Origin of the sequence: Kibdelosporangium philippinense (genome assembly GCF_021390435.2) — a bacterium.
Taxonomy (GTDB): domain Bacteria; phylum Actinomycetota; class Actinomycetes; order Mycobacteriales; family Pseudonocardiaceae; genus Kibdelosporangium; species Kibdelosporangium philippinense.
Map to the genome: position 1 here is coordinate 2,326,037 of NZ_JAJVCN010000002.1, position 24,726 is coordinate 2,350,762.

The window sequence follows — 24,726 nt, forward strand, 5'->3', positions numbered from 1 at the left end:
AAAACGCAATGCCTCGTCAGCCGGCAGTCCACGGATCATTCCGCATGTGGGCCGCGGCCGAGTGCCAACCGATCCTGGACCACCTCGCCGACGTGAACACACTGGTCAGGCGGATCACAGAAGTCGACGAGTCCCTGCGCGACAACGCCAAGAAATCGGTGCTCTACAACGTCAAACTCGCCGCTTTCGCCACCGCAGACGCCGAGTGGACGCTCATCGGCACCCGGACCGCACTGTCGAGGTGCACCGCGTTCACCTCGACCGGCACCGAGGGTGCGGTGGCCATGCAGGTCGCCAACCACCACGCCACAGTCGCGCTCGGCGATGACGCACTCGCCGTCGACGTCACCGGGCTCAACGGCGGCACGACCTACCGGTTCAACTACGTGGCGTTGGTTTCGTGGTCGGTGGCCGCGGTGTCGTCCGGCTTGCTCGCGGTGCGGGTGCCGTTCCATTCAACGACGACTTTGATGCTGGCTTCGGCACTTGTTTTCGCGATGACGACGCCCGCGCCTGCTACGAACTTCGCGCCGACTTCCACCGTGAGTTTGTCGGGCTTGCGGGGGATGTCGGCGAGTGTGCTCACGGCTGACACCAGCACGCGCCGCAGGCCGGCCAGGCGGGATTCCAAGGTGGTTGTGTCCTGCTCGTCCCGGCCGATGGGGGCTCGGCCTGTGTCGTCGGCGGCTTCGACGAGGACGGTTTCGCCGGTTTCGGTGGGAATCGAGAGGTATTCGGTCATGTCGTCTCCAGGTTAGGGACAGCCGGTGACCCGTCGGGCCGGTTCGGGCAGTGTGTTGGTCAGCTCGGCGGGTAGGTCGTCGGTGCCGACGACGCGGCATATCGCGGCGCGCGCTGTTGCGGTGTCGGCGGGGACGAGCGCGGGAACCGGGTGGATGTTCAGCAGGTGGCCGCCGTCGGAGGTGTGTCCCGGGGTTGCTGTGCCGGTTGCGAAGACGCCGTTGCGCTCCCACCGGAGTGTGTTCGGCCCGAGCGGGTCGGGGTGGTGGACACCGTTGTCGGCAGGCAGGTTCTCCGGGCGTTTGTCGCGTGTGGCGTATCGGATCTCGACGGTTGCGCCGCTGTTGGTGACCTCCAGGTGACCGACGCGCCCACTGACGGGCAGTGAGTCGACGCGGGCGCGGGTCGCCAGGTCCCACAATTCCACCCGGTCGGCCAGGGCGAGTGCGAGGATTCCGCTGTCGTGGGCGGCGGCCACGACCTCGCGGCTCACGTCGTAGGGCAGGCGGAAGTCCGCCATGTGGTTGCCGCCGCCGCTGTGGAGTCGGGTGACGGTGCCATCGGTGTAGACCACGACGATTTCCCGGCTGGCGGGGAGGACGTAGGCGGGCCCGACCGGGCCTTCGTTGTCCTGGCGCTGTGGGATCTCGACGGCACGTCGCTCCCGCATGGTGCGTAGGTCCCAGGTGATGACGTGCCGGCCGATGTGGGTGAGCAGTTCGTCCGGACCGGTGAAGGCCAACTCCACATCGGCCAGTGAGAGCTCAGGCAGCGTCAACTCGCCGATCTTGCGCAACCCGGGCGCCTCGTGGATGTCGACCATGCGGTTCGGCCCGCCGTCGAGGTCTGCGGTCACGACCCACCGCCCGTCCGGGGATACCGCGAGTGCCTGCTCGACCACTTCGGCGTACGGGTCACGCGGGCGTTTGGTCTCGCCCGCGCCAACCATCGCCCCGCTTCGCATGTCCCAGGCCTGCAGCGACCCGTCGATGCACAGGACGTAGACGTGGGTGGCGTCCGGAGAGAACTGGACGACCTCGGCCGCGGCCAGTGTCGAGTCCAGAGTGGACATCGCGGGGATATGGACCCCGAGGGCGTTCTCGTCGTCCCGCAGCACGACCCGGCCAGAACCGTCCGCGGCGATATCGGCCGCGGCGATTGCCCGGTCCTCGCCGGGGACGACGGCGGGTACGGCGAACCGGCGGTCAGGCTGCGCCCCATCGAGCGACCACACGGCCAGCACATCCGTGCCCGTGCCCGCCCGGAACCGGGCGATGAGCCAGCGTCCGGTCCGGTCGAGCCGGAGCTCGTCCGGGTCGCACGTTGACCCGTGCACCTCCCGCTCCCGGTACATGTGCCGCTCGGCGAGGCCGATCACGACGTGCCGCTTGACAGCCTTGTCGTCGAAGCATCCCGCCATGATCACGTCGTCCGCGTTGTTGTGAACCAGACCTCCGTTGGGCATGGTCGGCAGCCGGATGCGACCGGCGGGAGAAACGCTGACCAGCGGATAGGTGCCATCCGGGCCTCTGGGTTCCAGCAGGATCACGCTGTCCGGGCCGCGAACGGCGACCAGGGTCGAGCCCGCAGAGTTCTCGCCGCGCAACGGCGTGTCGAGGGTGAGATCGACCCGGCCCGGCCCATCCAGCTCGATCAGGGACAGCGTGCGGGATTTCGGCTCGCCGTAGGCCAGGGTGCGGCCCGTGCGGTCGACGTTCAGAGCCTGTGGGTTGTCACTGGACAGCTTCCCGGGATTCGGCGTGATCGACCTGGCCAGCGTGCCGGTCGTGACATCCCGCAACTCGATGACGTCCTCGCCCACCACCTTGTCGCTGGGAGCAAGGCGTTTGGCGGACACCGCAACGGTGTCGGCGTCGACGAACGTGACCCGGTTGGCCAGATCCAGGTCTGGGGAGAGCGTGAAGAAGGTGGCGGCGGCGTTGCCATTGAGCGGGGTGATCGTGACGCGGTTCGTCAGCCCGTCCGTGCGGGCCATGCGTGTCCCGGTCGGGTCGACCGCTTCGTGGTCGATGGCCGTTGACCGCAGGTCCGTCACGGTGGTGACGTGGCGCAGAGCGACGACGTCCTCGGACAGGCGGGCATCGGTCCGTTCAGTCGCCGCCACCGCTCCCGCGCGCAGGCCGATCAGGAGCCGTTCCCGTACGGTTCGCGGCGCGCTGTCAATGGCGTCGAGTGTCCGATCGGCGTCCGCCTGCAGTTGTGCCAGTTCCTCGGCCCGGCGGTCGGCAACACGTTGCCACCACACGAATCCGGCGACCGCGAGAACCATGGCGACGGCCACGACCGCTCCCACACGCAGCGCCAGTGTGCGTCTGCGGGACCGCTGGGCGGCCCGCACGAATTCGAGTTCACCGTGCTGCACGTTGTCCGGATGCTCGTTGACGCGGCGCACGGCGGTGCGCAGTTCGCTGCCACGCGGCAGCAGGGCCCTCTCTCGGTTCGCCGCCCGCCAGCGGTCGGTCTGCCTGGCGATGTCGTCCTGCCAGCGGCGGAACTGGCGTTCGCGGTCGGCCCACCCGCGTAATCGGGGCCATCCGGCGACCAGCTGCTCGTGCGCGAGTTCGACCATCCGCCCGCCCCGGCCGTCGTCGTCAACGGTGATCAGGCGAGTGGTAGTGAGCCGGTCAGCGACCTCGCGCAGCGGGTCGCTCAACGCGGACATGTCAAGGCGCCGCCGGGCATAGCCGGTGTCGCCGAACGGGCTCAACAGTTGGAGGAACAGCCGCCACGCCGTGTCGGCCGACTCCGGGTCCAGGTCCGTCCAGATACCCTCGGCGTAGCGGCCGACCGCGCCGGTGATACCGCCGATCTCGGCGTAGCCGGTGTGTTCGATCACCCCGGCGCGCTGCCGCTCCCACAGCATCGTCAGGCTGAATTGGAGCAACGCCAGCGACACCGACGGTGCGTCGGCGGCGATCCGCTCCGCCAGCCCCGGTGCGTACTGCGGCATCCCGGGCGCCCGCAGCGGCTCCTCGATGATCGCCCGCAACTCATCGGCGTCTGGCGGGCCGAGCAGCACCACGCGATCATTGAGAATGCCGGCCACGCCCGCGTGCTCGACCAGGTCGCCGACCATGTCGCCGCGCACCGTGATCAGCACCGACACCGACCAGCCCACCCGCGGTGCCGTCAACGCGGCCAGGGCACGCAGCACCGTGTCGGGGGCATCCTCGTCATGACGGACGTCCTCGAACTGGTCGACCACCACCAGCACCCGCCGCGGGTCGGCGTCAAGAGGCTGCCCCGGCAGCAGATCCGGCAGCGACTCGGGCGTGAGCACCCCCAACGCGTCCGCAGTGATCTCACGTTCCGGCGCCAGCGGGGCCAGCGCCGTGGCCAGCGCCGCCCAGATCGACCGCTCCACGCCTGGCCGCATCGCCGCGACGGCATGGCCCGCACGCCGCAGAGCCGGCACGACACCGGCCATGGCCAGCGAGGACTTGCCGACACCGGACGGACCGACAAGCGCGACGAACCGGTCCCGCCGCAGAGCATCGACCACGTCCGTCACACGCGCGGAGCGACCGTGGAAGTTCGCTGCGTCGACCTCGCGGAACGGGCGCAACCCGCGGAAGGGCGAGCGCACGAGAGACAGTCGGGTCAGCTCCGGCCAAGCGCTGGTCAACACACCCGTGGGCAACAGGTAGGACGTGCGGCGCCCGCTGTCTCGCTCCGCCTGCGCCGCGATACCCACGACCGCATCAACCGTCTCGTCCCACACCGGCGTGCCGCTAAACCCAGACGCCACAGCGAATCCGGCCGTGCGATCATCGTCGATCTGCACGAGCCCGCCGACGGTACTGCCACGCAACACGCCAGTCGCCCATACCCCCGCGTCATGCGCGGACGGCACCCCGAAAGCGCGGACCTCATGGCCCCACAACGCGTCGGCCGACACCAGCCGGGCAGGCCGAGCCCGCTCCGGCGCAGTCTCCAGGACAAGACCCGCGACGTCATACCCGTCGCCGTACGGACTCCACGCCACCACGGTCGACTCGACATGCTGATCCGGCGCCACCAAAGGGAAATCGACACGCACCGGCAGCGCCGGCGCCGGGCCCGACCCATCGACCCCCAGCGCCCTGGCCACGACATGTGCACACGTAACGACATGCCGGTCACCGACGAGGCAGCCCATACCGACAGGCTCCCGCCCGCGGAACACCCGCACGATCGCCGCGTCCGGCATGCCCACCGGCGCCTCCCCTCCCCTGCGCGATTAACGGAACGCGCCCGACCAATTACCGTAGCGTGCCATCGACGGCCACCCAGAAAACGCATCAGCTCGATAGCGATTCGTGATCCCCACCAACCGACACAGCCATGCCGAGACTCGGCGTACGGGAAGCCCACGCTGGCGCATCCCTTGACATCACAGTGCTCGAGGACATCGAGGGTGCCATCGTCCTGGTGGTCACGGCCGAACTTGATCTCGCCACGGCTCCTCCGCTGGACAGGGCCATGGTGGCGACGCTGAACGACTCGGTGAACAGGCTGCTGGTGGTGGACCTGAGCGGCCACGCATTCCTGGCGTCGGCCTGGATGTCAGCGCATCTGAAAGCACAACAGATGGCCGAAGAACGCCACGTCACGATGCGGTTCGTGGTCTCTCCGGCACGGCCTGCATGCCGGGTGCGCGAAATTGCAGGCCTCTCGGGGGTTCTCGGTGTCTATCCGACCGTCGCAGCGGCCGTGGGCGAGTAGCTGGAGTTCCAGCTCTCGTCGACACGACCACTGATTCGTGGTTTGACGGTGTTGAGAACGAAGTGAACACTAGCCGCCCTGATGGGCGTGCACCTCCCCCTCGGCACGTTCGTCACGGTCAGCCCGCCGGTTCTATCTCGTGGGAACGGGCGGGCTGGCTCATCTCCAGTGTGTACCGCCGATCTGAGGTCAGGTTTGGTTCGCATCCCAGCGTTGGCCGTATACGTGAACGAGACGGATTTCGCTCTCGTCCGGCGTGTCCCGTCCCCAGTAGACGATGTGCTGCTTGCGCATCGCGGTGTGGACGACGGTAAACCACAGTTCCTACTCCTGGGGGCTTTGGGGGCGTGATCGGCATACACCAGATACTCGCCGCAGACAGGGCAACGCCCTGCTGTCGTCATCCATTGTGGACCTAATCTGCCCGAAAATGCGCCTCGATCGGGTTGCCCAGGACGCGGTGGTCGGGGTGAACCAGAACCTGGCACGCCGCACGCTCCGGATCCTGCTGAACCAAGTCGTGTCGCCCGGATCCTGACGAAGAACTGATCCTTGAAAGCCGCATGCCTGCCGCCCGCGAGGCAGCAGGCTCTCGTCTGTGTGCCGATTGCACTGCTACTGTCTAATGGTATGATAGTTAGCACTTCAGGCGTCGGGAGGCACGAGGATGCTCAGACGAGAGATCAATGAGCTGTTGACGCAGACAGGACCTGGCACTGCGATGGGAGACCTCTTCCGTCAGTACTGGATCCCCGCGTTCCTCGCCGAGGAATTGCCGGAGGACGACTGTCCCCCGGTGCGTCTCAAGATCCTCTCCGAGCGGCTGATCGGCTTCCGTGACAGCAACGGCCGCTACGGCCTGATCGATGAGTTCTGCGCCCACCGCGGCGCGTCGCTGTGGTTCGGCCGCAACGAGGAAGGCGGGCTGCGCTGCGCCTACCACGGCTGGAAGTACGACATCACCGGCCAGTGCCTCGAGGTGCCGTCCGAACCGGACAACAGCACCTTCTGCACGAACGTCAAGCTGACGTCGTACCCGCTGGTCAAGATCGGTGACATCCTCTGGACGTACATGGGCGACCCGGCCAAGCAGCCACCGCCGCCCGAGTTCGAGTTCGTCCACGTCCCACCGGAGCAGACGTACACGTCGAAGCGCTGGCAGGAGAGCAACTGGCTGCAGGCGCTCGAAGGCGGCATCGACTCGAGCCACGTGTCGTGGCTGCATTCCGGCGCTCTCAAGAGTGACCCATTGTTCAAGGGCGCCAGGGGAAACAAGTACAACATGAACGACCTCAAGCCGTTTTTCGAGGTCGCCGAGGCCGACGGCGGGTTGTTCGTCGGCGCACGCCGCACGGCCGAGGACGGCAACTACTACTGGCGTATCACCCCGTGGGTCATGCCCGCGTTCACACTTGTCCCACCGCGCGGCGATCACCCCGTGCACGGCCACTTCTGGGTGCCGATCGACGACGAGAACTGCTGGGTCTACACGTTCGACTACCATCCGGTCCGCGCACTGACCCCCGAGGAGCGCCAGGCCATGATGGACGGTTTCGGAGTGCACAGCGAGAACATCCCCGGCACCTACCGCCCGGTGCAGAACAAGGACAACGACTACCAGATGGATCGTGCGGCGCAACGGCGCGGCGAGCACTACTCGGGTGTCCGGGGCATCGCGATCCAGGACGCGTCCCTGCAGGAGAGTCTCGGCCCGATCGTCGACCGCACCAAGGAACGGCTCGTCGCCGCGGACAGCGGCATCATAAAGGCACGCCAGAAGTTGCGGCAGGCGGCGCTCGCGCTTCGGGACGAGGGAATCGCTCCGCCCGGCGTGGATCCGGCGCACCACCGGGTCCGGTCCGCCGCGGTCCTGCTTCCCAAACAGGAGTCGTTTCTGGAGGCGAGCCGCGACGCGGTCACCGTGATGCCCGGCGTCCCGCAGCACTCGGTGTGACGATGAAACCCATCCTGCTCAACAGTTGCGCGCGGGCCGCGACCACGGCCGAGGCCCGCTTCCGGATCGACGCGCCGATCGCGCCGGCAAGGGCCACTCGCGTCATCGCACTGGATCACAGGGCCGAGGCGGTGGTCCACCGCGTCGCTGGGCAGCCGTGGGCTGACGCACGGTTCTTCACGTGCAAGTCCCCGGCTGGCAACGGGTCTTCGAGCAACGTCGCCGACCTCGTGCTGATCTCCTCGGACGGCTCAGAGTCTCGCCTGTCCGAGGTCCTTACCGGGGCGGACGTAGTGGTGATGGTGGCGACGGAGAACGACGGAGCCACGGCGGCGTCCGCGATCGGCGACGCCTGCACCTTGCGCGGGATCATGACCGCCGGGCTGGTGCTGGCCGGCAGTCATGACGCCGGAGCGGCAGTGTCGGCGCTGCGGCCGCATGCCAGGGTGATCATGGTGACCTACGACGAGCACGATGTGTCCGAAGTGCTCACCGCGCTGCGGGCGTGAGGGACGGCATGGACGACAAGATCACCGTGCCCGTGCTGCGGGCGATGAAGCCGGCCGGGAAGAAGATCGTCGGTGTGGTGGTCTGGGACTACCAGATGGCTAGGATCGCCGACCGGGCGGGCGTCGACATCGTCTCGGTCGGCGACACCGTCGGCGTCAACCTCTGGGGTCAGGCGAACCCGTTGGCGGTGACGATGGACCAGATGATCATCGTCACCCAGGCGGTCCGGCGGGGAGTCAAGCGCGCGCTGGTCAGCGCCGACTTCCCGTTCGGACCGCTGCAAGAGGGGCCGGACAGCGCGGTGCGGGCCGCGATCCGGCTCGTGAAGGAGGCAGGCGTCGACCTGGTGAAGCTTGACGGCGCCGCCGACCACCTCGACGCCGTCACCGCAGTCACCCGCGCGGGAATCCCTGTGTTCGCCCAATTCGGGATCACGCCGCAAACCGCGCTGCGCTATGGCGTGCCGTACACGGGCGCGTCGAACGCGCAGGTGCCGGAAGAGATGACGGCGGAACTCGTCGCCGAGGCTAGGGCGCTCGAGGCAGCGGGTGCGGTGCTGCTCAACTTCACCAATTCCGGGCCGGTTGTCGGCGCCGAGGTGGCCCGATCGGTGTCCGTGCCGGTCGTCGGCGGCTTCGGAGGCGGACCATGGCTCGACGGACGGATGCGGATGGCCAACGCGGCGATCGGCTACGCGGCGTCCGGATTGGACAATCCGCCGGACACGTACGCGAACGTGGCGCGGATCAGCTTCGACGCGATCAGCACATACGCGGACGACGTGCGCGGCGGCCGCCAGATCAAAGGCAGCTGACCCATGCCCACAACGACAATCGACGGTATCCGCACCCGTTATGAGGTGACCGGTGACGGGCCGCCGCTGCTGATGTTCTCGCCGGGCGGCTTCAACGCCTCATTGGAAACCTGGCGGACCCAAGGCATCTACCGGCGGCTCGATCTGCTCCCCCAATTGGCGGAGCGGTACACGTGCATCACGTTCGACAAGCGCGAGACAGGCGAGTCGGGCGGCCGGATCGAGCGCATCGGCTGGGCGTCGTACGCGTCGCAGGGCATCGGGTTGCTCGACCATTTGGATATCGAGCGGGCGCACCTGATGGGCGGCTGCATCGGTTGCTCAATCGCCACAATGACGGCCGTGACCTACTCCGACCGGGTGTCAAGCATGGTGCTCTACTCCCCCGCTGGCGGTCCGCGCTACCGCATGGGGCAGCACGCGCGCCTCGGTCGACACCTCGCGTACGTCGCCGAGCACGGCCTCGCCGCGGTCGTCGAGTTGGCGCGCAACAGTTCCGACAGCTTCACCCAGGATCCGCGAGTGGGCCCGTGGGTCACGGTGCTCCGTCGGGACACCATGTTCGCAGAGAGCTACGCGGCCTACGATGCAGCCCGCTACGCCTTGGTCGTCACTGGCATGTCCCGGCTGCTCTTCGATCGTGACACCGTGCCTGGCCCTGAGCCGGAGGACCTGATGCTGCTGGACATTCCGGCGCTGATCGTGCCCGGCGAGGACACCTCGCACGCACCGTCGGCGGCGCGATATCTGCAGGAGTGCTTGCCCCACGCGGAGTTCTGGGACGCACCGGTCGCGGAGCAAACGGCCGAGACGGCACCGAAACGCGTTATGGCGTTCCTCGACCAGGTCTAGAAGTTCTTCTCCATCTCCTCGATCTGGTCGAGGCGCTGCTGGTGCCGGTCGCCCTTGAACGGGGTGGTCAGCCACGTCCGCGTGATCTCGACCGCGTCCTGCGCCGAGATCACCTTCGCGCCGAGCACCAGCACGTTAGTCTTGTTGTGGGCCGCGGAGATCTCGGCGAGGAACACCGAGTGCCCGAGGCCCGCGCGAATACCGCGGACCTTGTTGCATGCGATCGCCTCGCCGCCGCCGGTTCCGCCGATCACGATCGCCCGCTCGGCACGCCCGCCGACGACCTCGGCACAGACGTCCGCGCAGAGCGGCGGGTAGTCGACCACCTCGGCGTCGTGTGCGCCGCGATCGTCGACCTCATGCCCTTGCGTGACAAGCCATTCGGTGAGTTCCTTCTTCATCGGCACGCCGTTGTGGTCGGCCGCGATCGCGATGCGCATGGTGTCCCCTCAAGCGGTCAGGTCGAGCGTGTCCGGCGCGAACAGGTCTTCGACGGCCGGCCTGCGGTCGAGAATCCCTTGCCGCATCGCGTGGTCGATGAGCTTGTCGATCATCGGGCGGTTCGGCGCGATGCCGTATGGCAGCGGGTCGGTGCCAGTGATCTCCCTGACGCGCCGGTACATCACGTCGGTCGGAGCCGGGTCCGTGATGTCGTCGAGCCCTTGCACGTACTTCTGTTTCGCCTGTGCGAAAGCGTCGAACACGGACGCCGCCAGGCCCGGGTGGTCCGCGAGCAGCGAGTCGCGGACGACTACCAGGTGGTTGATCGGGTACAGGCCGTCTCGGCGCAGTGCGTCGTACGCGGCCTCCTGTGCGTCCGGGATCAGCGGGCGTCCTTTCACCCCGATGGCCGCTGCCAGCTCACCATCCGCCACCATCGTCGCCAGGTCGCCACCGGGCGGCATGGGCACCACGTTCGCAGGTGGCCGGTACTCCGCGACGTGCTCGTCGCCGGACAGCACCCACGTCACCTTGTAGAGGTCGACGCCGTAGTAGTCCTGCAGGATGCCACGCACCCACACGCCTGTGGTGACCGTGTAGCCGCGGTTGACGCCGACCTGACGCCCTTCGAGGCCCGCCACATCAGAGGTTCCGTTGTGGACGATCGCGCCGTGGTGGAACCCGCGCACCAGGAACACCGGCACCGCGGTGATCGGCTTGCCGTACGCCTTCGCGCACAGGTAAGTGGTGAACGCCATCTCGCTGACGTCGAACTCCAGGCCACGCACCATCCGCCGGAACGCGTCGACGAGAACCGGCACCTCCTCGAACTCAAAGGTGAAGCCGCGCGGCGTGAGGTGGCCGTCCTTGAGGGCCTGGTTGTTGCCCTGGGTCCTCGTCACAGTCCGCAGAACGGGTAACCTCGGCATGTTAATTGTTATACCATAAGACCATGACTGACACAGTGGTCGCGGCCGTGCGCACGGGCGCCAGCACAACGGAGTACCGCGAGTACCCGATGCCGGAAATCCCCGACGACGGCGCGCTGTTGCGTGTCGAGGTGGCCGGCATCTGTGGCACGGACGTGAAGATGTACGCCAAGCCGATGATCAAGGATCCCGTGATCATGGGGCACGAGAACGTCGGCGTCATCGAGAAGGCCGGGCGGACGTTCCGCGAACGCCAGGGCTTCGCGGAGGGCGACCGGGCGTTCGTCCAGCACTACGTCCCGTGCCGGCGCTGCGAGTGGTGCCACCTCGGTCAGTACCAGCACTGCGAGTGGACTGACTGGCGGACCAACCCGGACGCCCGCCGCTACGGCTACACCTCAGCGGAGAACCAGTACCACCTGTGGGGCGGGTTCGCGAGCCACCTGTACCTGCCGTGGAACGCTGTGGTGCACAAGGTGCCGGACGGCGTGTCAGCCGAGCTCGCCGGGATCGTCACACCGATGTCCAACGGCATCGAGTGGGCCTTGTTCGACGCGGGCGTCGGCTACGACTCCACGGTCCTCATCCAGGGGCCCGGTCAGCAGGGACTCGCGCAGACGGTCGCGTGCAAGCAGGCAGGCGCGTCGCTGATCATCGTGACCGGTACGACCAGGGATGCCGCGCGCCTGGAGCTGGCGAAGGCCCTCGGCGCCGACCACGTCACCGACGTCCTGGTGGAGGATCCGCTCACCAAGGTCCGGGAGATCACCGGCGGCAAGGGCGTCGACGTCGTCCTCGACTGCACCGCAGGCGCCGGTACAGCACCTGTCCTGCTCGGCATCGACGCGCTCAAGCGTCGTGCGGGCACGCTCGTGATCCAGGGTGAACTGGCCGCGTTCCCGGACTTCCCGGTAAAGAAGGTGACGGAGAAAGCGATCACGATCAAGAGCGCTCGTGGGCACAGCCACCGCGCCGTCGAACTCGCCCTCGCGCAGTTGGCGTCCGGCCGGTTCCCGCTGGAACGCCTGACCACCCACACATTCGGACTGTCCGACGTGGACCGTGCGATCAAGACCGTTGCCTCGGGTGACGAGGGCGCCATCCACGTGTCGGTGTTGCCTTGACGTCCTCCCCACGGCTCAAGCCGGGGGATTCCAACCCACAACCACCACTGGAGAAAGCGAGAGGAGCGAGTTGAGGTTCACGGTTCACAGCCTCGCCCAGTGGCTGGAAGGCTCCCCGCGCTGTCACCGCCCGCCCGGCGGCGATATTCCTTGCCGCGTTCACATCGGCATGGCAGGCAAACCCACAGGCGACACACTGGAAAGCCGCTTGGCTCTTGCGGTTCTCCGGCGCGATATGCCCGCAGGCCGAACACTGCTGCGACGTGAACGCGGCACTGACTTTCTCCACCCGGCCAAACGCTTTGTGCTCCAGCCGGGTCACCAACAACCCCCACCCGTTGGTCAGGATGCCCCGGTTGAGCCCAGCTTTCTGCCGCACATTACGGCCCGGCTTGTCCACAGTGCCCTTCGCCGAACGGGTCATACCCCGAATGGACAGATCCTCCACCCGGACCACATCAAACCCTCGCGCCAGACCGGTGGAAGTCTTCTCCACCCAATCCTTGCGCCGGTCCGTGATACGCGCGGTCAGTCGCGCGATCGCACGCCGGACCCGACCGCGCCGGTTCGATCCCCGCTGACGGCGGGAGAACGCGCGGTGCAGGCGATCCAACCGTTGCTGCTCACCGGATGTCGGGCCGGGCACGCTCAGCAGCTCCCCAGTCGACAACGCAGCCGACACCACCACGCCTCGGTCCACCCCCACAACCTTGTTGGTGCCGGGCGCGGGAATCGGATCCGGGATCGCAGCGAATGCGATGTGCCATCGACCTGCCCGGTCACGGGTGACCCGATACGACTTGACTCCATTCGGGACGGTACGCGACCAACGGAACCGAACCCATCCGACCTTCGGCACCCACACTCGCCCCCGCTTGCGGTTGAGCCGCAGAACGTGCTCCGGTTTCACCGCGACCTGCCGGAAGCCCTCATCCCGGCCCGCCTTACGCCACGACGGCTTGCGATGCGTACCCGTGAAGAAGTTCCGCATCGCCTGGGCGAAATCCCGCAGAGACTGCTGCTGCACCGTCACCGACCCAGCCCGCAACCACGCGAACTCCGCCCGCGCCTCGGTCAACTGCCGCGCCTGCTCCACATACCCCGGCGCCGCAGCACGCCCCGGCCGCCACCACGAGTGTTGTTCAACCGCCAGGTTCCACACGAACCGAGCCTGCGCGCAGTGCTCCAGCAGCCCCAACTCCTGCTCCAGCGTCGGCGACAACCGGTAACGAGACACAGACCTAACGTTAGCAGCCAGGACCGACACCACCTGTCATGCCACGCCCGGACCAGCCGGCTCAGCTTCCACTCCGCACCTGAAGGCAGGGGCATCCTCCGATTGGAGTCACTATGACCGGAGTCGTCGTCAGGAACATCTCCCGCGCGGACAAGTCCATCGTGGACGAACTGGGATCGATTGGGGTGGCGACAATCCACGAGGCGCAGGGCCGAACTGGCCTGATGGCGTCGCGGTTGCGTCCCATCTACGCGGGTGCGCACGTCAGCGGCACCGCTGTCACCGTGAGCGTGCCGCCCGGTGACAACTGGATGTTGCATGTGGCCGTCGAGCAATGTCGGGAGGGCGACATCCTTGTCGCGTCACCCACGTCGCCGTCTGACGCAGGCTACTTCGGCGAGCTGCTGGCGACAGCCGTGCACGTACGAGGTGTACGCGGGCTGGTCATCGACGCGGGCTGCCGGGATGTCGCTGAGCTCGCCAACATGGGATTCCCCGTGTGGTCACGCGCGGTATGTGCGACCGGCACGGTCAAGGAAACGCTCGGCGACGTCAACCTGCCGCTCGTGTGCGCGGGCCAACTGGTGCGGCCTGGTGACGTGGTCGTCGCCGATGACGACGGCGTGGTGGTCGTCCCTCGGCACGCGGCCGAGTCGGTCCTCGCCGCATCGAAGGCCCGTGACGAGAAGGAAGCCGCCTCACGGGCCCGCTACCTTGCCGGCGAGCTGAGCCTTGACGTGTCCGACATGCGCGGCAGGCTCGCTGCCAAAGGACTTACGTACGTCGACCAGGAGCGGACCGAATGATCATCGACGTGCACGGCCACTACACGACCGCGCCCGGCGAGCACCAAGCGTTTCGCGACGCCCAACTCGCCAGGCTGGCCGACCCGAGCCTGCCGGCCCCGGCGCCCGCCGGGATCAGCGACGACGCGATCCGCGAAAGCATCGAGACCACCCAGCTCGCGATGCTGCGGGAGCGCGGCGGCGACCTGATGATCTTCTCTCCCAAGGCCGCAGGCATGGAACACCACGTGCCCGACGCGCCGACGGCACGAGCATGGGCGCGGGCGTCCAACGACCTCGTGCACCGGGTTGTCGAACTTTTCCCTGACCACTTCGCTGGCGCGTGCCAGCTGCCGCAGATCCCCGGTGGCACGCTCGACGACTCGATCGCGGAGTTGCGGCGCTGTGTCGATGAGCTGGGGTTCGTCGGCGCGAACGTCAATCCCGATCCGTCCGGCGGATACTGGACGGCCCCGCCGTTGACCGACGAGTACTGGTTCCCGCTCTACGAGGCCCTTATCGAGCTGGACGTCCCCGCGATGATCCACGTCTCCGCGTCGTGCAACCCCGCGGCGCACACGCTCGGCGCACACTACCTCAACGCCGACACGAGTGTGTTCATGCAGCTGCTGCAAGGAGACTTGTTCGGCAGGTTCCCCACACTGCGGCTGGTGATCCCGCACGGCGGTGGCGCGGTGCCCTACCACTGGGGCCGCTACCGAGGGCTCGCCGACCGGCTCGGCCGGCCGCCGCTCTCGGAGCACGTGATGAACAACGTCTTCTTCGACACCTGCGTGTACCACCAGGCCGGGATCGATCTACTGCACCGGGTGATCAGTGCCGAGAACATCCTGTTCGCGTCCGAGATGTTCGGCGCCGTACGAGGGATCGACCCCGAAACCGGGCACCACTGGGACGACACCAAGCGCTACATCGACAACCTGGATCTGTCCGAAGTAGACCGCGCGAAGATCATGGAAGGCAACGCGCGGCGCGTGTACCCCAGACTGGACAAGCTACTTGTGAGGTGACATGGCCCGGCTACGGCTGACATTGGCATGCGGCGACTACGACCGCACGCGGGCATTGGGGGAAGGTACGATCCGGCCGGACGGCATCGAGCTGACCTACCTGCGGCTGCCAGTGGAGGAGACGTTCTTCCGGATGCTGCGGCATCAGGAGTTCGAGGTGGCCGAGATGTCACTGTCCTCGTATGTCGTTTCGCTGCAACAGGATCCGGCACCGTTCATCGCGATCCCGGTGTACACGTCGCGCAGCTTCCGGCACAGCTCGGTTTACGTCAACGCCGAAGCGGGGATCACCACACCTGCCGACCTGCGAGGCAAGATCGTGGGCACGCCGGAGTTCCAGCTCACCGCGTCAGTGTGGATCCGGGGCATCCTGGCCGAGCACCACAGCCTCCCTATCGAGTCGATGACCCACCTGACCGGCGGGCAGGAACAGCCCGGCCGGGTCGAGAAGCAGGCACTCAACCTGCCCGCGGACATCAGGGTCAAGCGCGTCGAAGCGGGACGCACTCTGTCGGACATGCTGGCACGCGGAGACCTCGACGCCCTGATCACCCCGCGCATCCCGAGTCCGTTCGCCGCGCGGGATCCTCGGGTGCGGCGGCTCTTCGACGACGTGGTCGGCGCGGAGCAGGCGTACTTCGCGGCGACCCGGATCTTCCCGATCATGCACGTCGTCGTGATCCGGCGGGACGTCTACGAACGCTCGCCCTGGGTCGCCGCGTCGCTGTACAAGGCTTTCGCTCTGGCCAAAGAGGAAGCGCGCAAGCAGCTCTACGATTCCTCGGCGCTGCGGTTCATGGTGCCGTGGCTCAACCAGCACATCGAGGAGGCGGAGCGGACGCTAGGCACCGACTACTGGTCCTACGGCCTGGAGTCCAACCGCCACACGCTGGAGACGTTCCTGCACTATCACCACGAGCAAGGCCTGTCGAAACGCCTGCTAAGCCCCGAGGAGCTGTTCGCCCCCGAGTCAGGCGAGTCGGCGGTGATCTGACAGTTCCTTGCGCACCACCAGATAGTCCCGCGCGCTGTTGACCGCGTTGACGGCCAACAGCCGACCGCCACGGAAGTACCGCACCGAGAACCGCTCCGCGTCGGGGTCACCGTCCACTTCGTACCGGTCGTAACCGTCGGCGACACCGGCGATCTGCAGCTTCAAGTCGTACTGGTCCGACCAGAACCACGGCACCTCGGGCGCCGGGGCGGGTGCCCCCATGAGTGTCGCTGCGGCCATCCTCGCCTGGCTGATCGCGTTGGGCGCCGACTCCAGCCGGATTCGGCCCTCGCCCGTCAACGGGTTGGGCATGACAGTGCAGTCGCCTGCTGCCACCACGGACGGCTCGCTGGTGCGGGCGAGCTCGTCGACGACGATCCCGCCCACGCACTCCAGCCCCAGTTGTTCGGCCAACTCGGTGCGCGGCACCACTCCGACACCCACCAGAACCACGTCGGCGGGAAGGCGGGTGCCGTCATCGAGGAGGACACCGGTGACGTGGTCACCCACGCCCTCGATCGCCGCGACCCCCGTGCTGAGACGCACCGCGGTCCCTCGGCGGACGTGTGCCTGGCGGTAGAACTCGGACACCACAGGCGCGACCGCGCGGGACATCAGCCGGTCGGCCACGTCCACGACGGTGACCGTCCTGCCCTGAGATCGCGCCACCGATGCCACCTCGAGCCCGATGAACCCGCCGCCGATCACGACGACGTCGCTCGCCACCGCGAGGTGCGCACGCAGCCGGTCCGAGTCGTCAGCCGTCCGCAGGTAGCAGACGCCGTCGAGGTCAGCGCCGGGCACGTCGATCCGCCGCGGTCGCGCGCCGACCGTGAGCGCGAGCCGGTCGAACACCATCGTGCAGCCGTGGTCCGTCAACACGACTCCGCTGCCACGCGGCCCTGAGGACAAGTGGAGCTTGGTCACCCGCTCAGCGGGCCATACGGTGATGCGGTGCGCGTCGTAGAACGCCGCGGTGCGCAGCTCCAGCGACGCGGCGCCCGCGGCGCCCGCGGCGCCCGCGGCGCCCGCGGCGCCCGCGAGGAACGCTTTCGACAAGGGCGGCCGCTGGTACGGAGTCCGGGCCTCGGCGCCGACCAACGTGATCGGCCGGTCGTACCCGTTGTCCCGCAACGACACCGCGAGCTGCACGCCGGCCTGGCCCGCGCCGACGATCAGCGCCCCGCCGGTCACGGCTGCTCTTCGGGGGTTGCCACGATCAGACCGTCGAGTTCTTCGGAAATCGCTATCTGACAGGACAATCTGCTCGTCGCGCGACGGTCGGACACACCGAGGTCGAGCATCGCGTCCTCCAGGTCGCCCGGCGGGCCGACCCGCGCGGCGAACTCGTCGTCGACGTAGACGTGGCAGGTGGCGCAGGACATGTTGCCGCCGCACTCCCCGACGATGCCGGGCACGCCGTTGCGGACCGCCGTCGACATGACCGAGTCGCCGGCCACCGCGTCGATCGTGCTGCGCGATCCGTCGATCGCGACGTAGGTGACCTTGGGCACTGTCGGGTCCTCTCGCCGGACGGAATGACCAATGGTCTAACCATAATACCTTACGAGCAGCCATATCGGAACTACGTCACCCGGGATGGTTCCGGCTCAGCCCAGGTCAAGCCCGGCCAGCCGGAGCCGGGCGATGTGGTGGCGCCACAGGTTCAGGTCGTTGAACGACGAGCCCAGATCGGGCAGTTCGGCGATGTCCTCGGGCGTGAGGTCGGCGGCGCGGGCGCCAAGCCGCGCCTGCTCGACGTTGATCCGGGCCAGCACGTCCAGGTTCAGGGCACGCACGACGGCCTGCTCGACGGCGTACTCCCCCGACCCGACCGTCACGATGCCATGGCCTGCCAGCACGCACACCGGCGCCTGGCCCATGGCATCGACCAACTCGCGGCCGAGTTGCGTGGTGCGAACGAGAACCTTGCGCGGATAGATGGGAATACCGTCGAGCGCCATCCGGGCGGCAGGAATGTTGTACGCGCCGAAGATGGGGCGCAACTGGACACCGGCGAGTGCGGCCGCGAGCACGGACGGCGGATGACAATGGACGACGGCGTCCACGTCAGGGCGGGTCCGCAGGATTTCCGCATGGATGGGCAGTTCTTGGGGCGCCGACCAGTCCTCCAGGTCCGCGCCACCACCGTCGAGGCCGACCTGCCGGATGTCCTCGTCGAGCGTGAACAGCAGGCCTTCCTCACGAGGTCCTCGACACCGCACGAGCATCGTGCCCGGTCCGGTGCGCAGGCTGACATGACCGAGGATGTCCTCGGCCAGACCGGCGTTCGCGAGCACGCGGCACGCCTGGGCGACCGTCCTCTTCAGGGATTCCTCCCCAGCCTGTTATGGACTATTGGTATGATTATTTTTGCGGTTAGTCCGTAGGTCGTCAACCGCGACCCCGGCCGCGCGTCAGCGTCGCGCCACGTGGCTCGACGAGGGAGGATGGGCCCATGGCCGTCGACGAGAAGACCGGTTCCGGCAAGCCGGCGCCAGAGCCGGACCTGTTCAGCCCGGTCTCGTTGGGGCGCGTTTCCCAGGTCATCGTCGACCAGATCAAGATGCTCATCCACGAGGGCAAACTCAGCCCCGGTGACCGCCTGCCGAGTGAGCGCGAACTGTGCAACCGGTTCGGCGTCAGCCGCGTGACGGTCCGCGAGGCGCTACGGGTACTGGAAGCCGGTGGTCTGGTCAACATCCGCGTCGGCGCCCACGGCGGCGCTTTCGTGACCCAGCCGAGCAATTCGCGCCTCGGCGAAGGCCTCGCCGATCTGCTCCGGCTCAGCCCGCTGACCGCGGCCCAGGTCACCGAGGCGCGGATGGTGTTCGAACTCGGCATCGTCCCGATGGTGGTCGAGCGCGCCACCGAGGAGGACATCGCCGAACTGCGCGAGATCTGCGACCGGCAGAAGGCCGCGCTCAAGGACGGCACCTACTCGCTCACGCTCTCCACCGAGTTCCACACCAAGGTCGCGGCGTGCACACACAACCCCGCCATCGAGATGCTGGTGGAAAGCTTCCACGGCCCGATGCTCATGTCGCTCAGGGAAGCCAAGACACGGGCGCCGCTGATGGGCCGCAAGGGCGCGACCGAACACGCGAAGTTCGTCGACGCGGTGGCAGCGGGTGACGTCGAGACCGCGACCGAGATCATGCGCACACACCTGCAGCGCACGGCGGACCGCGTCGCTCAGACCTCCTGAGCGTCCGCCTTCATCTCGGACACGGCTGACCGGGAGCGACGCAGCAACGGTGTGCCCGCGAGCGCCGCGACCCCGGACGCCACACCGGCGAGCAGGAACCCGGCCCCGGCACCCCACTGCTCGCACAGCCATCCGGTGAGCGGGCCACCGATCGGCGTGCTGCCAAGGAACACCAGGCTGTGCAAGGCGATCACCCGGCCCTGCATCTGCGGTTCCGTACCGATCTGCAGCATTGTGCGGGCGAGCGTGTTGAACGAGATGTTCGCGATGCCGAGTGCCACCATCATGCCCAGTGCGGCGGCGAGCCACGGCGTGAACGCGGCGAAAGCATTGACACCAGCGAAGATCCAGGCCCACCGCAGCAGCGACCACGACGTCACCGATCGGCGGCCTGCGCTCGCCAACGCCCCGAGCATCGCGCCGACGCCGAGCGCGGATGTCAGCCATCCGTAGACCTCCGGACCACCGCCGAGTGTGTCCCGCGCGAGCAACGGCAGCACAACGCGGAAGTTCTGGCCGATCAGCGCCACCACGGCCACCAGCAGCAGGCATGCCCGCAGTTCCGGATGTCCCCAGACGTAACGCAAGCCCTGCAAGGCCTTACCCGACGCACGCGTCGGCCTCGGCGCCCGGCGCAGCGCCGAGGAGTCCATCCGCGCGAGTCCATAAAGGACGGCCGCGAACGACACCGCGTTGATCGCGAACGCCAGACCGACATCGACGGCCGCGATGAGGACGCCGGCGATCGCGGGCCCCACCAGACGTCCCGCGTTGTGGACAGTCGAGTTCAAGGACTGGGCGTTGACGTAATCCTCCGGCCCGACCATCTCGGTGACGAACGCCTGCCGCGCCGGCACGTCGACCACCGTGACGAGGCCAAGGCCCAGCGCCAGCACGTAGACCATCCACAACTGAACCACCCCGCCGAGCACGGTTGCCGCGAGGATCGCGGCGAGCACGGCACTCACGGCCTGCGTGACCATGATCGTGCGACGCCGGTCCAGCCGATCGACCAGGACGCCGCCCCACAGCCCGAACAACAGTGTGGGCAGGAACTGCAACGCGGTCGCGACGCCAAGCGCCACGGCCGAGTCGGACAGGTCGAGTACCAGCCAATCCTGGGCGACCCGCTGCATCCATGTGCCGACGACGCTGACCGCGTGGCCCATGAAGAAGAAGCGGTAGTTGGGCACCGCGAGCGATCGGAACACACGCCCCGCCCCGCCCCGTGCACGCGTGGCAAGACCTGCAAGGAGACGCCGCACGAAACCCTCCTCATTATTGGCACAATGGTATAACGTTTAGTTCACCGCAGGAAGCGCTCCCCCAGTGAGGAGCAGCCAATGACGGCAACCGTTGCGGTGATCGGCCTCGGCGCCATGGGCCTGCCCATCGCACGCCACCTGCTCGCCGCCGGGCTCACCGTCACCGTCCGAGATCTCGACGTCACGGTGACCGAAGCGGTCCGCGGACTCGGCGCGCGAGTCTCCACAAGTGCGGCCGATGCGGCGAAAGAAGCCGACGCGGTCGCGATTTTCGTGCCGACCGACCGAGATGTCCTCGATGTCTGCTTGGGACAGTCCGGTGTGCTCGCCGGTGTCCGCGGCGGCGCGGTCGTTCTGCTCTGTTCTTCGCTGCGACCCGAAACCTGTGCGAAGGTGGCAGCCGCCGCACCACCCGGCGTCGACGTCCTCGACGCCGCACTGACCGGCGGGGTGCGCGGCGCCGAGGAGGGCGTGGTGAACCTTCTGGTCGGCGGGGACGCCGAGGTCCTCGACCGGGTACGCCCCCTGCTCGAACCGTGGACGTCCGCCGTGCACCACCTCGGTCCGCTCGGTGCGGGCCAGGTCGGCAAGACCGCGAACAACCTCGTGCACTGGCCACAGATCTGCGCGATCACCGAGGCATTGGAACTCGCGCGGCGCGGCGGCGTCGACGTGCCCGTGCTGCGCCGAGCGCTGATGGACGGGCCGACCGACTCGCGGACCCTGCGCGAGCTCGAACAGATGCGCCTGACATGGCACGCCAAGGATCTGGCGAACACCGCGGAACTCGCGAACGAGGTCGGGCTGGACATCCCGATCGCGCGGACCGCTCGCCAGGTGATGCGCGGCATTACCGCGGCGGACGTGGCCCGGCTGCTGACCGGCGGGCCGTTGCACGGCCCTGACCACATGGAATCGAGGTAACGTTCCGGTAACCGTACCCATGAAAGGTTAGACCTTTAGTCCACCGCTGGGGTGTACTCAGACCTACTCGACCCGAAGGAGCCCATAGTGCGCGACGACTACCTAAAAGGCGTTCTGTCCGGCGAGAAGAAGAATCGCGACGCGTCCGAGATCGCCGCGAGGGACGAGTTCAACCGGCAGCATCCGCCGATCAAGGGCCTCGTGGTCCCGCACGATCTGCGCAAGATGGACCTGCCGGAGCGCAAGTGGCGCAACAACCGCGGCCACTGGTTCGATCTCGCCGACTACGAGGTGCTCAACGCCCACCTCGCCGAGCTCAAGCCGGGTTCGGCGTCCGTACGCCACCGGCACACGACCGAGGCGTACCTCTACATCGTCAAGGGCAGTGGCTACTCACTCATCAACTACGACGACGAGCCCGTCGAGGTCGTCGAGTGGTCGGAAGGCACCCTGTTCGCGCCCCCGAGGTGGGCGTGGCACCAGCACTTCAACCTCGACGAGAACGACACCTCGCGGTACCTGGCCATCCAGGACACGGGCCTGCTGCGCACGATGCGCCTGCACAACATCGAGCGGCACTCGGTCCAGCTGTCGCCGGACCAAGGCGCCGAGTTGCTGCGCGCCGCGATCGCCGAGGGGACCGTGCACGGCGGGCACACCGGGATCGCCGAGCACGCCGGAATCGTCGAGCCGGTCCGCGACCCGAACTCGGACTGACCTTCACACCATCTCCGCGGGGGAACAGCGCAGGGGAACAGTGCACGAGGGCTGGCGACGACGCCGGCCCGCAATCCTTGCCGGAGACGCACATGCGACGTCATGCCGTCCTACCCGCGGTGGCCGCGGCCACCGTGTTGCTTGTCTCCGCGTGCGGCACCTCGCCGTCCGCGGCCGGTGACCGCGGCGGCGGTACCTCGTCCGGGGCGGTGTCCAAAGCCTCGGCCGTGTACGACCGGATCAACGGTCTGACCGGAAAAGAACGCCACGACACGCTCGTCCGACTGGCGGAGCAAGAGGGCAAGCTCTCCGTCTACACGTCCAACACCGACATCGACAAGCTGGTCGAAGGCTTCCAGAAGGCCTACAAGGTCGAGGTCAGTGTCTACCGCGCGAACTCGGAAACCGTGCTGCAGCGCGTGTTGCAGGAACAGCAGGCCGGCTACGTCGGCACCGACGTGATCGACACCAACGCCGGTGAACTGCACATCATGACCAAGGAAGGCCTGCTCGCTCCGTACAAGGGCGAACTGCGCGACAAGGTCCGCATCCAGGGACAGGCCGAGGGCTGGACGGCAGCCCGGTTCAACGTCTTCGTCGTCGGGTGGAACACCAGCAGGGTCCCGCCCGGCGACGAGCCCCGCTCCTTCGAGGACCTGGCCGACCCGAAGTGGAAGGGCCAGGTGTCGATGGAGATCGGCGACGTCGACTGGTTCGCCGCGATGTACCAGTACTACATCGGCCAGGGCAAGACCGACGCCGAGGCCCGCGATCTGTTCTCCCGGATCGCCGCGAACTCGAAGGTCGCGAAGGGACACACGACCCAGGGCGAACTGCTGTCCGCAGGCCAGTTCGCGATCACCGTCTCCTCCTACAGCCACACCGTGGACAAGGCGGCCGACAAGGGCGCACCGGTCACATGGCACCCGAAATCGGGCCAGCCGGTACAACCCATCGTGCTGCGCCCCAACGGCATCGGGCTCATCAAGGCAGCACGCAACCCTGCCGCGGCGATGCTGTTCGTCGACTGGCAGCTGACCGAAGGGCAGCAGGCCCTTGCCGACGCGTTTCGAATCGGCTCCATCCCCACCGCTGACGACCCGCTCGCCGGCCTGAAGGTGGTGGCGCCGCCGGAGCAGGAACTGCTCGCGGACCCGAAGAAGTGGGACCAGCTCTACGGGGACATCCTCTTGTCAAGTCCGGACAGGAGTTGACGTCCTCCCACGGCAGAAGCCGGGGGATTCCAACCCACAACCACCACTCAGAGAGCGAGGGGAGCGAGTTGAGGTTCACGGTTCACAGCCCCGCCCAGTGGCTGGAGGGCTCCCCGTGCTGTCACCGCCCGCCCGGCGGCGATATTTCGAGCCGCGTTCACGTCTGCGTTGCAGGTGACCCCGCAGGCGACACACTGGAACACCGCTTGGCTCTTGCGGTTCTCCGGCGCGATATGCCCACAGGCCGAACACTGCTGCGACGTGAACGCGGCCTTGACCTTCTCCACCCGGCCGAAAGCCTTGTGCTCCAGCCGAGTCACCAACAACCCCCACCCATTTGTCAGGATGCCCCGGTTGAGCCCGGCCTTCTGCCGGACATTACGGCCCGGGCTCTCCACTGTGCCCTTCGCCGAGCGAGTCATGCCCCGGATGCGGAGATTTTCTACCCGGATCACGTCAAACCCACGCGCCAGACTTGTGGAGGTCTTTTCCACCCAGTCCTTACGCCGGTCCGTGATACGCGCGGCCAGCCGCGCGATGGCACGCCGGACTCGTCCGCGCCGCTTCGATCCCCGCTGGCGGCGGGCGAGCGCGCGGTGCAGGCGATCCAACCGTTGTTGCTCACCGGATGTCAGGCCGGGTGCACTCAGCAGCTCCCCGGTCGACAACGCCGACGACACCGCCACACCCCGATCCACCCCCACTATAAGGTTGTTGCCCGGCGCAGGGATCGGATCCGGGACTGCGGCGAACGCGATGTGCCATCGACCTGCCCGGTCATGTGTGATCCGATACGACTTGACTCCATTCGGCACGGCACGCGACCACCGGAACCGGACCCAACCGACCTTCCGCACCCACACCCGTCCGTGCTTACGGTTCAGCCGCTGAATCTGCTCCGGTTTCACCGAGACCTGTCGAAAGCCCTCATGCCGACCGGCCTTGCGCCACGTAGGCCTGCGATGCGTACCAGCGAAGAAATTCCGCATCGCCTGGGCGAAATCGCGCAATGCCTGCTGCTGCACCATCACCGACCCGGCCCGCAACCACGCGAACTCCGCCCGCGCCTCCGTCAACTGCCGCGCCTGCTCGAAATACCCCGGCGCGGCGGCACGCCCTGGCCACCAACAAGAGTGTTGCTCGACGGCCAGATTCCACACGAACCGAGCGTGCGCGCAGTGCTCCAGCAGCCCAACCTCCTGCTCCAGCGTCGGCGACAACCGGTAACGAGACACGAACCGAACGTTAACAGCCAGTACCG

At 67.6% G+C, this 24,726-nt stretch carries 23 protein-coding genes; 14 read left to right on the forward strand and 9 right to left on the reverse strand.

Annotated elements, in window-relative coordinates; all coding sequences use genetic code 11:
- Positions 1-44 precede the first annotated feature (44 nt).
- Positions 45-758, forward strand: a complete 714-nt coding sequence (locus LWC34_RS59320; protein WP_233728374.1) for a hypothetical protein — start codon at positions 45-47, stop codon at positions 756-758.
- On the opposite strand, the gene LWC34_RS29685 is transcribed toward LWC34_RS59320, so the two are convergent.
- A complete protein-coding gene (locus LWC34_RS29685) occupies positions 755-4,951 on the reverse strand; it encodes an nSTAND1 domain-containing NTPase (RefSeq protein ID WP_233728928.1) in 4,197 nt (1,398 codons plus the stop codon). The genes LWC34_RS59320 and LWC34_RS29685 overlap by 4 nt on opposite strands.
- A gap of 134 nt (positions 4,952-5,085) precedes the next feature.
- On the opposite strand from LWC34_RS29685, the gene LWC34_RS29690 reads away from it, so the two are divergent.
- From LWC34_RS29690 to LWC34_RS29710, 5 genes are all read left to right on the forward strand, one after another.
- Entirely contained in the window at positions 5,086-5,466 is a 381-nt protein-coding gene (locus tag LWC34_RS29690; RefSeq protein WP_233728375.1) for an STAS domain-containing protein, read from the forward strand.
- A 667-nt stretch (positions 5,467-6,133) separates the two neighbouring features.
- Positions 6,134-7,420, forward strand: a complete 1,287-nt coding sequence (locus LWC34_RS29695) for a Rieske 2Fe-2S domain-containing protein (RefSeq protein WP_233728376.1) — start codon at positions 6,134-6,136, stop codon at positions 7,418-7,420.
- Positions 7,421-7,422: 2 nt separating this feature from the next.
- Positions 7,423-7,929, forward strand: coding sequence for a hypothetical protein (locus LWC34_RS29700; RefSeq protein WP_233728377.1), 507 nt, complete (start codon positions 7,423-7,425; stop codon positions 7,927-7,929).
- A complete protein-coding gene (locus tag LWC34_RS29705; RefSeq protein ID WP_233728378.1) occupies positions 7,926-8,744 on the forward strand; it encodes a 3-methyl-2-oxobutanoate hydroxymethyltransferase in 819 nt (272 codons plus the stop codon). Before LWC34_RS29700 ends, LWC34_RS29705 begins: the two co-directional genes overlap by 4 nt.
- 3 nt (positions 8,745-8,747) lie before the next feature.
- Positions 8,748-9,596, forward strand: a complete 849-nt coding sequence (locus LWC34_RS29710; RefSeq protein ID WP_233728379.1) for an alpha/beta fold hydrolase — start codon at positions 8,748-8,750, stop codon at positions 9,594-9,596.
- Here LWC34_RS29710 and LWC34_RS29715 read toward each other — a convergent pair.
- Positions 9,593-10,036 carry an RpiB/LacA/LacB family sugar-phosphate isomerase gene (locus LWC34_RS29715; protein ID WP_284051667.1) on the reverse strand — a complete coding sequence of 148 codons (444 nt, stop codon included), beginning with the start codon at positions 10,034-10,036 and terminating at the stop codon, positions 9,593-9,595. The two genes, LWC34_RS29710 and LWC34_RS29715, sit on opposite strands and share 4 nt — an antisense overlap.
- A 9-nt stretch (positions 10,037-10,045) precedes the next feature.
- Positions 10,046-10,966, reverse strand: a complete 921-nt coding sequence (locus tag LWC34_RS29720) for a substrate-binding domain-containing protein (protein WP_233728380.1) — start codon at positions 10,964-10,966, stop codon at positions 10,046-10,048.
- Between the two features lie 23 nt (positions 10,967-10,989).
- Between LWC34_RS29720 and LWC34_RS29725 the strand changes: the two genes are divergently transcribed.
- On the forward strand, positions 10,990-12,090 hold the full coding sequence (locus LWC34_RS29725; protein ID WP_233728381.1) for a zinc-dependent alcohol dehydrogenase: 1,101 nt from the start codon (positions 10,990-10,992) through the stop codon (positions 12,088-12,090).
- Here LWC34_RS29725 and LWC34_RS29730 read toward each other — a convergent pair.
- Complete coding sequence (locus LWC34_RS29730) at positions 12,035-13,327, reverse strand: RNA-guided endonuclease InsQ/TnpB family protein (protein ID WP_233728382.1); 1,293 nt, start codon at positions 13,325-13,327, stop codon at positions 12,035-12,037. The genes LWC34_RS29725 and LWC34_RS29730 overlap by 56 nt on opposite strands.
- A 113-nt stretch (positions 13,328-13,440) precedes the next feature.
- On the opposite strand from LWC34_RS29730, the gene LWC34_RS29735 reads away from it, so the two are divergent.
- The 3 genes from LWC34_RS29735 to LWC34_RS29745 are packed head-to-tail and all read left to right on the forward strand — an operon-like array spanning position 13,441 to position 16,137.
- Positions 13,441-14,133 carry a 4-carboxy-4-hydroxy-2-oxoadipate aldolase/oxaloacetate decarboxylase gene (locus LWC34_RS29735; RefSeq protein ID WP_233728383.1) on the forward strand — a complete coding sequence of 231 codons (693 nt, stop codon included), beginning with the start codon at positions 13,441-13,443 and terminating at the stop codon, positions 14,131-14,133.
- A complete protein-coding gene (locus LWC34_RS29740; RefSeq protein WP_233728384.1) occupies positions 14,130-15,143 on the forward strand; it encodes an amidohydrolase family protein in 1,014 nt (337 codons plus the stop codon). Before LWC34_RS29735 ends, LWC34_RS29740 begins: the two co-directional genes overlap by 4 nt.
- Position 15,144: 1 nt before the next feature.
- Entirely contained in the window at positions 15,145-16,137 is a 993-nt protein-coding gene (locus LWC34_RS29745) for a substrate-binding domain-containing protein (RefSeq protein ID WP_233728385.1), read from the forward strand.
- Here the strand turns inward: LWC34_RS29745 and LWC34_RS29750 are convergent.
- The 3 genes from LWC34_RS29750 to phtC all read right to left on the reverse strand — a co-directional run bounded on the left by LWC34_RS29750 (position 16,114) and on the right by phtC (position 18,467).
- Complete coding sequence (locus tag LWC34_RS29750; protein WP_233728386.1) at positions 16,114-17,331, reverse strand: NAD(P)/FAD-dependent oxidoreductase; 1,218 nt, start codon at positions 17,329-17,331, stop codon at positions 16,114-16,116. The two genes, LWC34_RS29745 and LWC34_RS29750, sit on opposite strands and share 24 nt — an antisense overlap.
- Complete coding sequence (locus LWC34_RS29755; protein WP_233728387.1) at positions 17,328-17,651, reverse strand: 2Fe-2S iron-sulfur cluster-binding protein; 324 nt, start codon at positions 17,649-17,651, stop codon at positions 17,328-17,330. Before LWC34_RS29755 ends, LWC34_RS29750 begins: the two co-directional genes overlap by 4 nt.
- Positions 17,652-17,747: 96 nt before the next feature.
- Positions 17,748-18,467 carry a 3,4-dihydroxyphthalate decarboxylase gene (gene phtC, locus LWC34_RS29760; RefSeq protein WP_235730194.1) on the reverse strand — a complete coding sequence of 240 codons (720 nt, stop codon included), beginning with the start codon at positions 18,465-18,467 and terminating at the stop codon, positions 17,748-17,750.
- 128 nt (positions 18,468-18,595) lie between these two features.
- On the opposite strand from phtC, the gene LWC34_RS29765 reads away from it, so the two are divergent.
- Positions 18,596-19,345: a FadR/GntR family transcriptional regulator gene (locus tag LWC34_RS29765; RefSeq protein ID WP_233728389.1), complete on the forward strand. Its 750-nt coding sequence runs from the start codon at positions 18,596-18,598 to the stop codon at positions 19,343-19,345.
- Here the strand turns inward: LWC34_RS29765 and LWC34_RS29770 are convergent.
- Positions 19,333-20,610 (reverse strand): MFS transporter, encoded by a 1,278-nt coding sequence (locus tag LWC34_RS29770; protein WP_233728390.1) that lies wholly within the window; start codon positions 20,608-20,610, stop codon positions 19,333-19,335. The genes LWC34_RS29765 and LWC34_RS29770 overlap by 13 nt on opposite strands.
- 78 nt (positions 20,611-20,688) lie before the next feature.
- On the opposite strand from LWC34_RS29770, the gene LWC34_RS29775 reads away from it, so the two are divergent.
- The 3 genes from LWC34_RS29775 (at position 20,689) to LWC34_RS29785 (ending at position 23,465) form a co-directional block, all read left to right on the forward strand.
- Positions 20,689-21,534 carry an NAD(P)-dependent oxidoreductase gene (locus tag LWC34_RS29775; RefSeq protein ID WP_233728391.1) on the forward strand — a complete coding sequence of 282 codons (846 nt, stop codon included), beginning with the start codon at positions 20,689-20,691 and terminating at the stop codon, positions 21,532-21,534.
- 87 nt (positions 21,535-21,621) lie between these two features.
- On the forward strand, positions 21,622-22,251 hold the full coding sequence (locus LWC34_RS29780; protein WP_233728392.1) for a cupin domain-containing protein: 630 nt from the start codon (positions 21,622-21,624) through the stop codon (positions 22,249-22,251).
- Positions 22,252-22,343: 92 nt separating this feature from the next.
- Positions 22,344-23,465, forward strand: a complete 1,122-nt coding sequence (locus tag LWC34_RS29785) for an ABC transporter substrate-binding protein (RefSeq protein ID WP_233728393.1) — start codon at positions 22,344-22,346, stop codon at positions 23,463-23,465.
- A gap of 47 nt (positions 23,466-23,512) precedes the next feature.
- Here LWC34_RS29785 and LWC34_RS29790 read toward each other — a convergent pair whose 3' ends face one another.
- A complete protein-coding gene (locus tag LWC34_RS29790) occupies positions 23,513-24,700 on the reverse strand; it encodes an RNA-guided endonuclease InsQ/TnpB family protein (protein WP_233728394.1) in 1,188 nt (395 codons plus the stop codon).
- Between the last annotated feature and the right edge of the window lie 26 nt (positions 24,701-24,726).